The sequence below is a fragment of the Pseudomonas sp. FFUP_PS_473 genome, from assembly GCF_002858665.1.
GTDB classification, from domain to species: Bacteria; Pseudomonadota; Gammaproteobacteria; order Pseudomonadales; family Pseudomonadaceae; genus Aquipseudomonas; species Aquipseudomonas defluvii.
Genome location: NZ_PJQQ01000029.1, coordinates 53939 through 68488, shown reverse-complemented (window position 1 = coordinate 68488; position 14550 = coordinate 53939). Strand labels below are relative to the sequence as shown.

The following is a 14550-nucleotide window of genomic DNA, read 5'->3' as shown; positions in this document are numbered from 1 at the left end:
CTGAACCGCCGTGTACGGAACCGTACGCACGGTGGTGTGAGAGGACGGCGGGTGTGAACTCGCCTCCTACTCGATTCCGGATCTCAGTAGCCTTTTGCATATGCAGGAGCGATCTGCCTGCCAGAGCGCCACGGTTTCTCGTCGCGTATTTACCTTCCCCCTCCGATGTTGATGTTATCGCTGGCGCCCAGCTCGCCTTGAGGCGTTCATCTGGCAACGTTCTTCTGCACATGACGTGCGTTGAGAGGCATCGGGAGTGCACGGTGGCCTGAGCAAGTTCACCCAGGAAAAATCCCTTTCAGTTTTGCCTAGGTCGTCCGGTGTAACTCACCAGGCCTATGAGATTTTTTAAGATTTGTTTAATCAAAGTGGCTCTGCAGATCAGTCTTCAATTGAAGTTTGATTGAATGCGGCGCGATTAAACAAGGCCGTGTGCGTGAAGGACTTTCAGCGTACATGCAGGATCTATTTGAGCGTTCCTGTGCCGCAGTTCCAACATGAATACTTGCTTTGAGCTGGAACCCTGACGTTTCCAACACTGGCTTTTCATCTCTCTTTCATATTTTCGTGCTTACGCTTCACTCGGCTTGCATTGAGTCGCTGAACTATTCCCACCCGTCGGTCCCGTCTACTAACGTCAATGAATGAGTTTTTCTATTGCCGCTGGCTAAGCGGTTGATAGGGTTTTCATTTCTTGAACTACGCTGTCATGGATGATGCATCGCTGGTGCAGTTGTCGTGTTGATTCGAGGGGGGTGACAGCTGCTGTTGTTTACTGACCCGAGGTACACATGAATCAGGCTTTTCTCCCGTTCTCGCGTCCCAGCATTGGCGACGAAGAGGTTGCTGCTGTAGAGCAAGTACTGCGCTCTGGCTGGATTACTACCGGACCGAAAAACCAGGAGTTGGAGCAGCAGTTCGCCGCCTATGTGGGTTGCAAGCATGCCGTAGCGCTGTCTTCGGCTACCGGCGGTATGCACATCACGCTACTGGCACTGGGTATTGGCCCGGGTGATGAAGTGATCACACCCTCCCAGACGTGGGTTTCCACCGCCAACATGATCTGCCTGCTAGGGGCCACGCCGGTATTCGTTGATGTCGACCGCGACACCCTGATGACCGACGCTGTGGCGATTGAAGCCGCCATCACCCCGCGCACCAAAGCAATCATCCCGGTACATTATGCCGGCGCCGCGTTTGACCTTGATCCGCTGTATGCCCTGGCCGACAAGCACGGCATTGCCGTTATCGAAGACGCCGCCCACTCCGCTGGCACCCGTTATCGGGGGCGAGCCATCGGAGCCCAGGGCACGGCGATCTTCTCGTTCCACGCGATCAAGAACATGACCTGTGCTGAAGGTGCGATGTTCGTCACTGACGACCAGAAACTGGCGGACCGGGTACGCATACTCAAGTTCCATGGCTTGGGTGTCGACGCCTACGACCGCCTGACTGGTGGCCGCAAGCCTCAGGCCCAAGTGATCGAGCCTGGTTTCAAGTACAACCTGGCCGACATCAATGCCGCCATTGCCCTGGTGCAACTGCAGCGCCTGGACGCAATCAATGCCAAACGCACTGAATTGGCCCAGGCCTACCTGCAACGCCTGGAAGGCCTGCCGGTGCAGCCGCTGAGCATGCCGACCTACCCGCAACAGCACGCCTGGCACCTGTTTATCCTGCGTATCGATCCCGAGCGCTGCGGCATGGACCGCGAGGCATTCATGAAAGCCTTGCAGGAGCAGAACATCGGCACGGGCATTCATTTTATTGCCACGCACCTGCATACCTATTACCGCCAACGCTTCCCGGGCGTCCACTTGCCAAATACCGAGTGGAACTCGGCGCGCCTGTGTTCGATACCGCTGTTCCCTGACATGACCCCCGATGACGTCGAGCGCGTTGTCGGTGCCATTGAAACTAGCCTGGCCCTAGTCCATTGAAGCCCTATCCAATTAATTGCGTGTCGGTCGTCATACCGGTCTACAACGAAGAAGAAAGCCTGCCTGAACTACTGCGTCGTACCGAAGCGGCCTGCAAGCAGCTCAAGCAGGCGTATGAAATCGTCTTGGTGGACGACGGGAGTCGTGACAGTTCGGCCGAGCAACTTGAAGACGCGGCACAGCGCGAGGGCAGCCAAATCGTTGCGGTCATCCTTAACCGCAACTATGGCCAGCACGCGGCGATCATGGCCGGCTTCGAGCAATGCAGGGGCGACCTGGTGATTACGCTCGATGCCGATCTGCAGAACCCGCCGGAAGAAATTCCGCGGCTGGTAGAACAGGCTGAACTGGGCTACGACGTGGTCGCCACCGTGCGCAACAATCGCCAGGACTCCGCCCTGCGTCGCTACCCGTCGAAGCTGATCAACCTGGCCGTGAAGCGTTCCACCGGCGTGGCGATGAGCGACTACGGCTGCATGTTGCGGGCGTATCGCCGCACGGTGGTCGACGCGATGCTGGCTTGCCGCGAGCGCAGTACCTTCATCCCGATTCTGGCCAATAGCTTCGCACGCCATACCACCGAGATCCTGGTACAGCACGCCGAGCGCGAGCACGGTGACTCGAAATACAGCCCGATGCGCCTGATCAACCTGATGTTTGACTTGATCACCTGCATGACCACTACCCCGTTGCGCCTGCTGAGCATCATCGGCTTTGGCATGGCGGTACTGGGCATGTTGTTCGCCGTGCTGCTGATCATCCTGCGTCTGGCCTTTGGTGCGCAGTGGGCCGGCGGCGGGACCTTTGTGTTGTTTGCGGTGCTGTTCGTGTTCACCGGTGGCCAGTTCATCGGTATGGGCCTGCTAGGCGAGTACCTGGGGCGTATGTACGGCGACGTCAGGGCCCGTCCACGGTTTTTCATCGAAAAAGTCTTACGTAACCAACCCGCATCGCCTGCTCCTGTCGCAACTGTCGATGGACTGACTTCCACTCCTACTGACCAGGTTTCGTCATGAGTTCAAATGCCGTTGTCTTCGCTTATCACGATATTGGCTGTGCAGGCATCGAAGCACTGCTTGATGCGGGTATTGAGATTGCTGCCGTGTTTACTCATGCCGACGATCCGAAGGAAAACATCTTCTACGGCTCGGTCGCTCAACTCTGCGCCCGTAAAGGCATTGCGGTGCATGCACCGGAAGACGTCAATCACCCGCTGTGGATCGAGCGTATCGCCAAGCTCAACCCCGACTATCTGTTCTCGTTCTACTACCGCAACCTGCTGGCTGAACCGCTGCTGGCCGTGGCCCGTAAAGGTGCGTTCAACCTGCACGGTTCGCTGCTGCCGACTTACCGGGGGCGTGCTCCGGCCAACTGGGTGCTGGTCAACGGTGAGAAAGAAACCGGTGTGACCCTGCACCGCATGGTCAAGCGTGCCGATGCCGGTGCCATCGTCGCCCAGCAACGCGTGGCCATCGAGCGTTCCGATACTGCGCTTACCCTGCACGGCAAGCTGCGCGAGGCCGCTTCCAGTCTGCTGCGCGACACACTACCGCAACTTATCCAGGGCAAGATCAACGAGACCGCCCAGGACGAGTCCAAGGCCACCGTCTTTGGTCGTCGCACTGCCGTCGATGGCAAGCTGCTTTGGGACAAACCGGCGGAAACGCTGTTCAACCTGGTTCGCGCCGTGACCCAGCCCTACCCAGGAGCCTTCTGTGCAGTGGGGGAGCACAAGCTGATCGTCTGGAGCGCAGAGGTAGTCAAGGGCAATGAGGGCCAGGCCCCTGGCCGCGTGATCAGTATCGATCCGTTGCGCATTGCCTGTGGCGAAGACTTGCTGGTGATCACCTCGGGCCAGCGCAACGATAACGGTCTGTTTCTCAGCGGCGCGCAACTGGCTGCCGAACTGGGCCTGGTCGACGGCTCGGTACTGCGTGGTGCCGAATCGGGCCGCGCACCACGTCGTACCCGTGTGCTGATCCTGGGGGTCAACGGCTTCATCGGCAATCACCTGTCCGAACGCCTGCTGCGCGACGGCAAGTACGACGTCTATGGCCTGGACATCGGCTCCGACGCCATTGAGCGTCTGCGCAGCCACCCGAACTTCCACTACGTCGAAGGCGATATCAGCATCCACTCCGAGTGGATCGAGTACCACATCAAGAAATGCGATGTGGTCTTGCCGCTGGTGGCCATTGCCACGCCAATCGAATACACCCGTAACCCGCTTCGTGTGTTCGAGTTGGACTTTGAAGAGAACCTGAAACTGGTTCGCTACTGCGTCAAGTACAACAAGCGTGTGATCTTCCCGTCGACCTCCGAAGTCTATGGTATGTGCCAGGATCGGAACTTCGACGAAGACTCCTCCAATCTGGTCGTCGGCCCGATCAACAAGCAACGCTGGATCTACTCGATTTCCAAGCAACTGCTGGACCGCGTGATCTGGGCCTACGGCGCCAAGGGCCTGAATTTCACCCTGTTCCGTCCGTTCAACTGGATCGGGCCGCGGCTGGACCGCCTGGGCTCGGCACGTATCGGCAGTTCGCGAGCCATTACCCAACTGATTCTCAACCTGGTGGAAGGCACGCCGATCCGGCTGTTTGATGGGGGTGAACAGAAGCGCTGCTTCACCGACATCGCCGACGGTGTCGAAGCCTTGGCACGCATCGTCGACAACGAAAACGACGTCTGCAACGGCCAGATCATCAACATCGGCAACCCGGACAACGAAGCCAGCATCCGTCAGTTGGGCGAAGAACTGCTGCGTCAGTTCGAAGCTCATCCGTTGCGCGCCAACTTCCCTCCGTTCGCCGGTTTCCGCGATGTAGAGAGCAAGGCCTTCTATGGTGCCGGCTACCAGGACGTGGTGCACCGCAAGCCAAGCATCCAGAACGCCAAGCGCCTGCTGAACTGGGAACCAACCGTTGAAATGAGCGAGACGATCGGCAACACGCTGGACTTCTTCCTGCGCGAAGCCATGCTCGAAATTGCGGATAAGCGCTGATGCAGGCAGCTCTTCGAATCGATGTAGACACGTATCGAGGCACCCGTGAGGGGGTGCCTCGGCTGTTGGATATACTCGATGAAGCACAGGTCAAAGCGACGTTTTTCTTCAGCGTTGGCCCAGACAACATGGGGCGACATGTGTGGCGCCTGATCCGCCCTCAATTTCTCTGGAAAATGCTCCGTTCCAACGCTCCAGGCTTGTACGGGTGGGACATTTTGCTGGCCGGTACCGCTTGGCCGGGCAAGCCGATTGGCCGTGATCTGGGGCACTTGATGCGTCAGGCCGCAGCGGCTGGCCATGAAGTCGGCTTGCACGCGTGGGATCACTATGGCTGGCAGGCCAATGCCGGACGCTGGAGCGATGCCCAATTGACCGAGCAGATTCGCCGCGGCGTAGACACCCTCAGCGATATTCTCGGCCAGCCCGTCAACTGTTCGGCGTCTGCTGGATGGCGGGCGGACGAGCGCGTCATTGAGGTCAAGGAGCGCTTCGGCTTTCGTTACAACAGCGACTGCCGTGGGCAAAGCCTGTTTCGGCCACGGCTGACAGATGGCAAACCCGGCACGCCGCAAATTCCGGTCGACTTGCCAACCTACGATGAGGTGGTAGGGCTAGTCGTCTCTGCCGAGGCTTTCAACGCCTTCATTCTTGGTCGGTTCAGCCCCTCGGCGCTGAACGTCTACACCATCCATGCTGAAGTCGAAGGTATTCTGATGGCCGACCATTTCCGTCAACTGCTGATTGCTGCACGCTCGCATGAGATCCGGTTCCAGCCCCTGGGTAACCTGCTGCCCGTCGACCCGAGCAGCCTGTCTCAGGGCCGTGTGCTGCGCGGAACCCTTGAGGGGCGTGAAGGCTGGCTGGGGGTGCAAGGGGCATGAGCAAACGTTGGGCCCTGCCCCTATTGTTGATTGCATTCGTCTTGGCCTACCTGGTGCCGCTGGGCACCCATGGCCTATGGATCCCGGATGAAACCCGTTACGCCCAGATCAGTCAGGAAATGCTCCTGAGCGGTAACTGGGTGTCGCCGCATTTCTTGGGGCTGCGCTATTTCGAGAAGCCGATTGCCGGCTACTGGATGATCGCCATCGGCCAGGTGGTGTTCGGTGACAACTTGTTCGGTGTGCGCATTGCCTCAGCCCTCACCACAGGCCTGAGCGTTGTCCTGACTTACATCATTGCCCGCCGATTGTGGAACGACCCGCGCAAGAGCGTTGCCAGTGCTCTGCTCTACATGAGCTTTGTGGTGGTGGCGGGGCAAGGTGGCTATGCCAACCTCGATCCGCAATTCACCTTCTGGGTCAACCTGAGCCTGGTGGCCCTGTGGTTTGCCCTCGATACGCCATCCCGTGGTTCACGCTTGATTGGCTGGGCCGTGCTAGGGCTGGCCTGCGGCATGGGCTTCATGACGAAGGGGTTTCTTGCCTGGCTGCTGCCGGTGCTGATCGCGCTGCCCTACATGATCTGGCAGAAGCGCTGGCGCGAGCTGTTGGTCTACGGGCCGATAGCCATCGCCGTGGCGATTGTTGTCAGCTTGCCGTGGGCGCTGGCAGTGCATGGTCAAGAGCCGGACTATTGGCGGTTCTTCTTCTGGAATGAGCACATTCGTCGTTTCTCTGCCGATGACGCCCAGCACGTCTCGCCGTGGTGGTTCTATCTACCGTTTCTGGTGGCCTTCAGCTTGCCATGGGTGGCGTTCCTGCCAGCCTCGCTCAAGCAGGCCTGGAGCACCCGGCGTCAGGCTGGCACCGGTTTCCTGTTGCTATGGTTGGTCCTGCCGTTGGCTTTCTTCAGCCTGAGCAAGGGCAAGCTGCCGACCTATATCTTGCCGTGCCTGTTGCCACTGGCACTGTTGATGGCCAGTACGCTGGTGGACCGTCTGAAACAGGGGCAAAGCCGCCTGTTCAAGGTCAATGGCGTGCTGAATCTGGCCATCGGCCTGCTGACGTTGTTGGCGATTGTCTACCTGCAGCTGAAAAAGCCGGTGTACGTCGATGAGATGAACAGCCTGGTCCTGGTGTTCATTGTGATTCTGGCCTGGGTCCTGGCCAACCTGATGCAAATCGTCCGACCTTTGAGCACCTGGGCTGCGCCGGCCATTGGCAGCCTTTTGCTGGTGGCTATCTTGCCGGCCGCGTTACCGCACTCAGTGGTCTACAGTAAGACGCCAGACCAGTTCGTCCTGGAACACCTCGAAGAGTTGAGCCAGACCAAGCATCTGTTGAGCAACGATCTGGGGGCGGCTTCGGCCCTGGCTTGGCGTCTACAACGCCCGGACGTTGCGTTGTACAACACCATCGGCGAAGTGAAGTATGGCCTGCAGTACCCGGATGCTGCCACACGTCGGGTCGACGTCGACCAAGTACAACAGTGGATGAGCGAGGCTCGCAAGATCGGCCCGGTGGGTGTGGTGATGCGGGTCAAGGGTGAGGACGAAGTGCGTGAAGCCGAATTGCTGCCTAAAGAGGGCAAGCGTTACGAGCGCGGCAGCATCATCATTTTGATAATCCCGCAGAGTGCGCCATGACCTGGGCCTTGCTGTTGGGGGCATGCCTGCTGACCTGCATGGGCCAGATCGCCCAGAAATATGCGGTGGAAAGCTGGCGCGGCGTCGAGTCGGGCCTGGGCGCGAAACTGCTCTCGCCCTGGTTATGGCTGGCGCTGGCCTGCCTGGGTGCTGGCTTGCTGGTGTGGCTGCTGGTGTTGCAGCGTCTGGAAGTCGGTATCGCTTATCCGATGCTCAGTCTCAACTTTGTACTGATTACCTTGGCCGCCCGTTTCGTGTTTCACGAGACTATCGATCGTCGTCATGGGATCGGTATGGTACTGGTGATTGCCGGCGTCGTGTTGCTGGGGCAGCACGCATGAGTCAGGGGCGTGGAATCGCTTTTGCCATGGGCAGCGTGTTGCTGGTCAGTGGCGCCCAGTTGGGCATGCGTTGGGGCATGAGTCACCTGCCGCAACCGGATCAATGGTTGATGGCGTTGGGCAACGACACGGTGGATGGGCTGGCACTGGGCGTGGTCATGTTGTCGATCTTCGCCTACGCGCTGTCGATGCTGTGCTGGCTGGCGGCCCTGCGGGACTTGCCTTTGGCCCGAGCCTATTCGCTGTTGAGCATCAGCTACGCGCTGGTGTACCTGCTGGCAGCCAGCTTGCCGTTGTTCAACGAACAGTTCAGTTTGTTCAAAACCCTGGGTGTGGCATTCGTCGTGCTGGGGGTCATTACCATTAACTCGTCACGTGTAACTCGTCCTCGAGACTCCGTATGAAAATCAGCGTAATTGGTAGTGGTTATGTAGGCCTGGTTCAAGCAACTGTCCTGGCTGAAGTGGGTCACGATGTTGTGTGCATGGACGTCGATAAGCACAAGATCAAGATGCTGCAAAAGGGCCATGTCACGATCTTCGAGCCCGGTCTTGAGAGCATGGTGCGGGACAACCTGGACAGCGGTCGCCTGCAGTTCACCAGTGATCAGAAAATGGCTATCCAGCATGGTCAGGTGCTGTTCATTGCTGTCGGGACGCCGTCGGATGAAGACGGTTCGGCTGACCTCAAGTACGTATTGTCGGTGGGCGATGCAGTGGCCCGCTACCGGGTCGAGCCATTGATCCTGGTGGAGAAGTCCACCGTGCCGGTTGGCACCGGCGACACCTTGCGCGCCCACATCGAAGAGGCCTTGGGCAAGGCCGGACGCAGCCTTGAGTTCGACATTGTTTCCAACCCCGAATTCCTCAAGGAGGGCTCGGCCGTCAGCGACTGCCGTCGTCCAGACCGCATTGTGATCGGTTGCGACCGTGAAGAAGTGCGCGAGGTCATGCGTGAACTTTATGCTCCATTCAACCGCAACCACGACCGTACCATTTTCATGGACCTGCGCAGCGCCGAACTGACCAAGTACGCCGCCAACTGCATGCTGGCCACCAAGATCAGTTTCATCAACCAGATCGCCGAGCTGGCCGAACATCTGGGCGCCGACATTGAAGCCGTGCGTATGGGCATTGGTGCCGATCCGCGCATTGGTTACCACTTCATCTACCCAGGCTGTGGCTATGGCGGTTCGTGCTTCCCCAAGGACATGCGCGCGCTGATCCACAGTGCCCAGTTGGCCAACTGCTCCAGTGACCTGTTGCAAGCGGTCGAGGCCATCAACCAGCGGCAGAAGCACAAGCTGTTCGAGCGTATCAATGCGTTCTACAAGGGCGACCTGCGCGGCAAGACCTTTGCCCTGTGGGGGCTGGCCTTCAAACCTAACACCGATGACATGCGCTATGCACCAAGCCGGGTGCTGATGGAAGCCCTGTGGGCGGCCGGTGCACAGGTGCGGGCCTTCGACCCTGAAGCCATGCAGGAAACCCAGCGCCTGTATCCGGACCAGCCTGACCTGTCGCTGATGGGGACCCCGGAGTCAGCCCTGGCCGGTGCCGACGCCCTGATCGTGTGCACCGAATGGCAACAGTTCAAGGCTCCTGACTTCAATGCCATCAAATCGCGTCTGAAGGCACCGGTGATTTTTGACGGTCGCAACCTCTACGACATTGAGCGCATGGCACGTGCAGGCTTCACCTACTTCCCGATGGGCCGTGGTGAGTCGCACAATCTGCCGGTTCCTCAGCAGCAGGTTCCGGCTCCAACCACTGTCGCCTAGGAGGCTGGGTATACCCCTCTTCACCGGCAAGGGCTCGTCAGCTAGCGTTACGGAGGGACGCTGTTCCGGCTTATTGGCATTTCGATGTAGCCCGGTGTGAGGCCAAAGACTTCGACACCTTGAGGAACAGCGCGTCCGGTTGTGACAAAGACCTTCTGCGGTATCTGTTCACGATGCGGTTGGTGGCGTACGAACGTCCGCCCTTCATGATCACGTCTAAGTGCGGCCACCGGTATCGCGATCGCGTTTTCAGCGTGATAGGTGACGATTGCCAGGCGCGCACTCATTCCCAGGCGCACGCGTTGCTGTTGGGCTTGAGTCAGTGGGTCGAGGGTCGCGACCACCCCGTAGCTGGCGCCGGCTCCATACGTTTCTGACGGTAGGCGCTGTGCACTGATGGCTGAGATCTTGCCTGTCAGCGTCATGCCGAGAAAGCCATCACCGGTGATCCGCACACGCATGCCTTCGCTCAACTGGTGCAGGTCGGCTTCTTCAACTCGGGTCACGGCGTTGATTTGTTCGAGGCTGACCAACTCGAACAAGGGCATACCCTGAGTGGCGCGGATGCCTTGCTGGATAGCGGTGGTGGTGTTTTCGTCCTGTTTGCGTGGGCGCAGGATGATCCCCGCGAACGGTGCGCGTAGCTCGCGTTGAGCATGCAGCGCAACCAGTGCCTGGTAGCGTGATTGGGCGTTGGCACACTCCATTTCGGCGATCTGTCGATGTTCGCCTTTGCCCTTTTCGAGTGTGGCGCTCAGTTCGGCCTGTGAAGCGGCCAGGTCGAGTGTTTGCATGCGGGCTTGTTGCTCAAGGGCTTCGACTTCCATTCGGGCCACGATGCCGCGATCGAACAGGCGCCGGGTGTCGGTGAGCTTGTTGCGCGTATCGCTCAGGCTCAGTTGGGCGTTGGTCACGGATCGACGGGCGCGGGCCACATCGGCGCTTTGCGGCCAGTTCTGCATTTCTTCCAGGGCGCGCTGAGCGTTGAGTTGCACGGCCAGTGCCTCGCGTAACTGAATCTCCAGTTGCGAGCTGTCGAGCGTCAGCAGGAGCTGGCCTAGCTCGACGCGCTGGCCTTCGGTAACGGAAACGCTGTGTACTAACCCTTCAAAGGGCGCAGCAAGGGTCAACCGTGTCGCGGCTTCCAAACGCCCGATGAGGCCCAACTGGTTTTCTAGTATTTGCGGTTTTACTTGCAGCCAGTCGCTTCCAGGCGGTGAGCCTGGTGGCCTTGCGTGGTACACGAGTGTGATTGCCAGCAACATCAGGCTCAGTGCGCCCGCCAGCCAGTATCGCGCCTGACGTGTGCGTGGAAACAAGTAGCGCTTAGTCGTTGAGGTCAATGTCCCAGCTCTCCAGCGTTGTGCCCAGTGTCTGGTCCAGTTGGGCTTGTGTGTTGAGATAGGCAATCAGTGCATTGAGGCGTGTGCTTTCCGCTGTTCGCAAATCGGCTTCAAAACTCAGTACCTGAAAGTTGCTGGAGCGACCGGCTTGCAGTTTCTCGCGTTCGATATCGAGTTTTCGGCGTGACAGCTCGCGCGCACGTTGTGCGATTTCATACTGGCGCCAGCGGGTGCCGAGGTTGCGCACAGCATCGCCGACATCGCGTTCGAGCAACTGGCGCGTTTCGCTTAGGCGAATGTCCTGGGTTTCGACGTTGACTCGGGCGCGCACTTCAGCTTGGCGTCGGCTCAGGTCGCCAATGGGGATCTCGACCTGTAGGCCGGCATAACCCTCCCAGGTGTGGTCGGATGCGTAGCCGCGTTCACCCGGGTAGCGGCTACGGGCCTGGGTGGCAGCACCAATGAGCGATAGGTCCCATAGTCGTTCATTGCGGGCCACCGTGAGGTTGACAGCGGCTTGCTCGATTGCGATCAACTGGGTGAGGTAGGTGGGTTGCTGGTTTTGTGCAACCGCTAGAGCCTCGGCCAGCCCGAAGTCTGTGCGTGTCACGTCAAGGCGTTCAATGGCCTGTACCGGTGTTTGCAGATCGAGCGCCAGCAGGTGCAGTAACTCGAGCCGGCTAGCGTCGAGTTGGTTGGAGGCTTCTTCGACAGCGAGTTCCTGTGTCGCCACGTCCGCTTCGGTCTGCACGAGTTCGAACTCGGCCATGCGCCCAGAGGCGATCATGACCTTGTTGGCATCCAGTAGCTGGCGTGAGCGCGCCAGTGCTTCGCGGGTGATGCGCAACTGTTCTTGTGCACGCAGCAGTTCGCGGTAAGCAGTGATGATCTGGGTGACGGTGCTTGAGACGGTTGCTTTCAGGTTGAGGCGATTGACCTGCTCGGCAAGTTCGGCCAAGCGTATGGGCGCGGTTGCCACCTCGCGCCCTGCGCCGCGGAGCAGGGGCTGGATGACGCTGAACGTTGCGCCATCGTTGTGTGTGCGACCAGCGTGGTTCGCCTGGGTAAGGTGATGACGCCATGACAGGCTGAACTGTGTTCCATATTCGCCAAGCAGCGTGGTTGAAGGGGCGACTTCGTTTTGCCGGTAGTGGTCATCCTGGTTGCGCGTAGCCAGGTGGCGGCTGCTTAGCACCAGTTTTGGCGTGAAGCGGTCTTTTTCCACACGTAGGTCGAATTTCTGCACGATGCGTTCGAAGTACGCACTACGGATCGCGTGATTGTTACGCAGACCTAGCAGTACCGCTTCGTTCAAGGCCAGCGCTATCGTTTGTTCATTCGCGGAAAGGCTCTTGTCGGGGTGGCTGGCTTGCGTGGGTGACAAACGTTCGGCGCACGCGTTTGTCGTAAACAGCAGCAGGTGGACCACACCAGCCAACAGGTAACGGGTCGCAGTGCTGGGACGTGCGCACGTGTCAGTCATCACGCAGCGCCGTCACGGGTTGCAGGGCGGCCGCACGCTGTGCCGGATGGAGGCCGAAGACCAGTGTACTCAGTAGCGAGCTGGCGATGCCCAGTGGCAGCGAGGTCATTGATAGTGAAAATGACCACCCCGATAGCGTCACAAACATCCAGGCAGCAGCCACGCCGAACAAGGCGCCAGCCAACGCGCCGACCACGGCCAATGCCATGGCCTCCAGCAGGAAGAGGCTGGCGATATCGCGTGGTCGGGCACCGATTGCCATGCGTATGCCGATTTCTTGCCGCCGTTCGGACACGTTCATGACCATCACGTTCATGATGCCCACACCACCGACCAGCAGTGAAATACCAGCCAGCCCGAGGAGCAGGTAGGAAAAGGTTCGGGCCTGTCGTTCCAGCCCATCCAGCAACTGCTGGGGAATTTGCACCTGTACGGTGTGGCCTGGCGCCTTGCGGGCCAGGTAATCACGCAGCGCGTTGGCATCTTCAGCCAGGCGCTCACTCTGTAGCCCCTTGGCGATGATGCTGTTGATCTCGGGGGTGGGTGTTATTCGTCTCATCCCCTCGATAGGCAGGAGGATCGCCTCGTCCACGGGAATGGGTATGAGTGGGTTGTGCCCATGCTCGGCCAGGATGCCGATGATCTCAAACAGGTAGCCCTCAATCGCCACGGGATCCTGATTGTTCAGCGTGCTTACGTTCAGCGCTCTGGCTGCTTGTGCACCCAGCACCGCGTAGGTGCTCTGCTGATCGTAAGGGGAGAGGAATCTACCGTGACTGAGCTGCAGGCCCAATACACCTTCCAGTTCGTGGGAGGTGCCGATGACACTCAAGGGATAGGCTTGGCCGCCGATGTGGACGGTCGTCGAATAGAGTATGGCCGGCGCGATTTCACGAAGACCTGGGACGGCGTGTTTCACAAGCTGGGTGTCCAGTGCCGCAGGTGCGGGGCGCGTTACCGTGTCGGGCGTGGCGGTGAAGCTGCCTACCATTACATCGCTACCCAGGCCCTTGAATGTGCGGATGGCTTCGTGGGCCGCGTTGTGGCCTATGTTCAGCAGTGCGACCACCGAGGCGCAACCTGCGGCGATCCCCAGCAGGGCCAGCAGTGCGCGGCGCCCAAGCAGGCGCAGGCTGCTCAGGGGTTCGCTCAGTGTTTGGCGCAAGGATGGCCCGTAGCGGTTTGGCCGTGCGTCAGGCATGTGCTGGGTTCGGATACTGTTCAAGCAGATGCCCGTCTTTGACCAGCAGGCAGCGCTGCAGTGTCTGGGCCAGTGATTCGTCGTGGGTGACGATCACGAGGGTGACGGCCTGTTCTCTATTCAAGGCCTGTAACAGCGCTAGCACTTCCCCGGCGGTGGCGCTGTCGAGGTTGCCGGTGGGTTCGTCGGCCAGAATCAGGTCGGGGCGGCCGACCAGGGCCCGAGCAATGGCTATGCGCTGGCGTTGTCCGCCGGACAGCTCTGCCGGGCGATGATGGGCGCGATTGGCCAGCCCGACACGCGTGACTTCCTGTAAGGCGAGGCGCTGTGCCTCTGCGTGCCCGTACCCTCGATAGCGCAGGGGCAGTGCCACGTTTTCCAGTGCGCTAAGGCGAGGGAGCAGGTTGAAGCTCTGGAATACGAACCCGATGCGCTGGTTGCGTGTTTGGGCACGTATGTGCGCCTTGGCGCGGGTCATGTCGTGCCCGTCGAGTAACAGGCGACCGGATGTGGGCTGGTCAAGCAGGCCAATGATATTGAGCAGCGTGCTTTTCCCTGAACCGGAAGCGCCGACGATTGCGCAGCTTTGTCCTCGCATGATGGACAGCGACACGTTGTGAAGTGTTGGCCGAAGCCCGGCCGCTGTTGAGTAGGTGTGGCCGATACTTTCCAGCTGTAGAAGGTTTTCGCCTGGCAAGGCGGTTGTGTGGTTGTTTCCGTTGTTCGGCACGGCCTGCTCCAAAGTATTTATCTAGTTTTCTATGGTTTTTGTGAGTCAGGCAATAAACAAGGTGTTGATGAGTGGTGGGTCGAGTTATTCAAAAGGTTAGCGAAGGTTTAATTGATGATGTGTGCTGTCTTGGTTTTGCTGGGTGTTAGGTGTTTATTTTATGCCTGGTTGTTTGTATGAATATTCTGATGTTCGAGA

General features: G+C 59.2%; 12 protein-coding genes. 8 read left to right on the top strand and 4 right to left on the bottom strand.

All coding sequences use genetic code 11. The features are described from left to right. Positions 1 to 791 precede the first annotated feature (791 nt). From arnB to CYD26_RS18860, 8 genes are read left to right on the top strand one after another with little or no spacing between them, the layout of a single operon-like run. Positions 792 to 1940 carry a UDP-4-amino-4-deoxy-L-arabinose aminotransferase gene (gene arnB / locus CYD26_RS18895; RefSeq protein ID WP_102053310.1) on the top strand — a complete coding sequence of 383 codons (1149 nt, stop codon included), beginning with the start codon at positions 792 to 794 and terminating at the stop codon, positions 1938 to 1940. Then, a complete protein-coding gene (gene arnC / locus CYD26_RS18890) occupies positions 1937 to 2956 on the top strand; it encodes an undecaprenyl-phosphate 4-deoxy-4-formamido-L-arabinose transferase (RefSeq protein ID WP_102053309.1) in 1020 nt (339 codons plus the stop codon). Before arnB ends, arnC begins: the two co-directional genes overlap by 4 nt. Continuing rightward, positions 2953 to 4944 (top strand): bifunctional UDP-4-amino-4-deoxy-L-arabinose formyltransferase/UDP-glucuronic acid oxidase ArnA, encoded by a 1992-nt coding sequence (gene arnA / locus CYD26_RS18885; RefSeq protein ID WP_102053308.1) that lies wholly within the window; start codon positions 2953 to 2955, stop codon positions 4942 to 4944. Before arnC ends, arnA begins: the two co-directional genes overlap by 4 nt. After that, on the top strand, positions 4944 to 5828 hold the full coding sequence (gene arnD, locus CYD26_RS18880; protein ID WP_102053307.1) for a 4-deoxy-4-formamido-L-arabinose-phosphoundecaprenol deformylase: 885 nt from the start codon (positions 4944 to 4946) through the stop codon (positions 5826 to 5828). The genes arnA and arnD overlap by 1 nt, the downstream gene beginning before the upstream one ends. Continuing rightward, the gene (gene arnT, locus CYD26_RS18875; RefSeq protein ID WP_102053306.1) at positions 5825 to 7474 is read left to right on the top strand and encodes a lipid IV(A) 4-amino-4-deoxy-L-arabinosyltransferase; all 1650 of its coding nucleotides are present in this window, start codon (positions 5825 to 5827) and stop codon (positions 7472 to 7474) included. The genes arnD and arnT overlap by 4 nt, the downstream gene beginning before the upstream one ends. After that, positions 7471 to 7815, top strand: a complete 345-nt coding sequence (arnE, locus tag CYD26_RS18870; protein ID WP_065759633.1) for a 4-amino-4-deoxy-L-arabinose-phosphoundecaprenol flippase subunit ArnE — start codon at positions 7471 to 7473, stop codon at positions 7813 to 7815. Before arnT ends, arnE begins: the two co-directional genes overlap by 4 nt. After that, positions 7812 to 8219 (top strand): 4-amino-4-deoxy-L-arabinose-phosphoundecaprenol flippase subunit ArnF, encoded by a 408-nt coding sequence (arnF, locus tag CYD26_RS18865; RefSeq protein WP_102053305.1) that lies wholly within the window; start codon positions 7812 to 7814, stop codon positions 8217 to 8219. Before arnE ends, arnF begins: the two co-directional genes overlap by 4 nt. Then, the gene (locus CYD26_RS18860; protein WP_102053304.1) at positions 8216 to 9595 is read left to right on the top strand and encodes a UDP-glucose/GDP-mannose dehydrogenase family protein; all 1380 of its coding nucleotides are present in this window, start codon (positions 8216 to 8218) and stop codon (positions 9593 to 9595) included. The genes arnF and CYD26_RS18860 overlap by 4 nt, the downstream gene beginning before the upstream one ends. Before the next feature lie 47 nt (positions 9596 to 9642). Here CYD26_RS18860 and CYD26_RS18855 read toward each other — a convergent pair whose 3' ends face one another. Genes CYD26_RS18855 through CYD26_RS18840 form a run of 4 tightly spaced genes read right to left on the bottom strand, consistent with a single transcriptional unit; the run spans position 9643 to position 14352 of the window. Beyond that, the gene (locus tag CYD26_RS18855) at positions 9643 to 10938 is read right to left on the bottom strand and encodes an efflux RND transporter periplasmic adaptor subunit (protein ID WP_099773811.1); all 1296 of its coding nucleotides are present in this window, start codon (positions 10936 to 10938) and stop codon (positions 9643 to 9645) included. Further along, positions 10922 to 12421 carry a TolC family protein gene (locus CYD26_RS18850; protein WP_099773812.1) on the bottom strand — a complete coding sequence of 500 codons (1500 nt, stop codon included), beginning with the start codon at positions 12419 to 12421 and terminating at the stop codon, positions 10922 to 10924. Before CYD26_RS18850 ends, CYD26_RS18855 begins: the two co-directional genes overlap by 17 nt. Next, complete coding sequence (locus CYD26_RS18845; protein ID WP_102053303.1) at positions 12414 to 13622, bottom strand: ABC transporter permease; 1209 nt, start codon at positions 13620 to 13622, stop codon at positions 12414 to 12416. Before CYD26_RS18845 ends, CYD26_RS18850 begins: the two co-directional genes overlap by 8 nt. Continuing rightward, positions 13615 to 14352, bottom strand: a complete 738-nt coding sequence (locus CYD26_RS18840; RefSeq protein WP_102053311.1) for an ABC transporter ATP-binding protein — start codon at positions 14350 to 14352, stop codon at positions 13615 to 13617. Before CYD26_RS18840 ends, CYD26_RS18845 begins: the two co-directional genes overlap by 8 nt. Positions 14353 to 14550 lie beyond the last annotated feature (198 nt).

Bases quoted from the DNA above. Each gene is read 5' to 3' on its own strand.
- arnB (WP_102053310.1), top strand. From the start codon at position 792: ATGAATCAGGCTTTTCTCCCGTTCTCGCGTCCCAGCATTGGCGACGAA.
- arnA (WP_102053308.1), top strand. From the start codon at position 2,953: ATGAGTTCAAATGCCGTTGTCTTCGCTTATCACGATATTGGCTGTGCA.
- arnD (WP_102053307.1), top strand. From the start codon at position 4,944: ATGCAGGCAGCTCTTCGAATCGATGTAGACACGTATCGAGGCACCCGT.
- arnT (WP_102053306.1), top strand. From the start codon at position 5,825: ATGAGCAAACGTTGGGCCCTGCCCCTATTGTTGATTGCATTCGTCTTG.
- arnE (WP_065759633.1), top strand. From the start codon at position 7,471: ATGACCTGGGCCTTGCTGTTGGGGGCATGCCTGCTGACCTGCATGGGC.
- arnF (WP_102053305.1), top strand. From the start codon at position 7,812: ATGAGTCAGGGGCGTGGAATCGCTTTTGCCATGGGCAGCGTGTTGCTG.
- CYD26_RS18860 (WP_102053304.1), top strand. From the start codon at position 8,216: ATGAAAATCAGCGTAATTGGTAGTGGTTATGTAGGCCTGGTTCAAGCA.
- CYD26_RS18850 (WP_099773812.1), bottom strand. From the start codon at position 12,421: ATGACTGACACGTGCGCACGTCCCAGCACTGCGACCCGTTACCTGTTG.
- CYD26_RS18845 (WP_102053303.1), bottom strand. From the start codon at position 13,622: ATGCCTGACGCACGGCCAAACCGCTACGGGCCATCCTTGCGCCAAACA.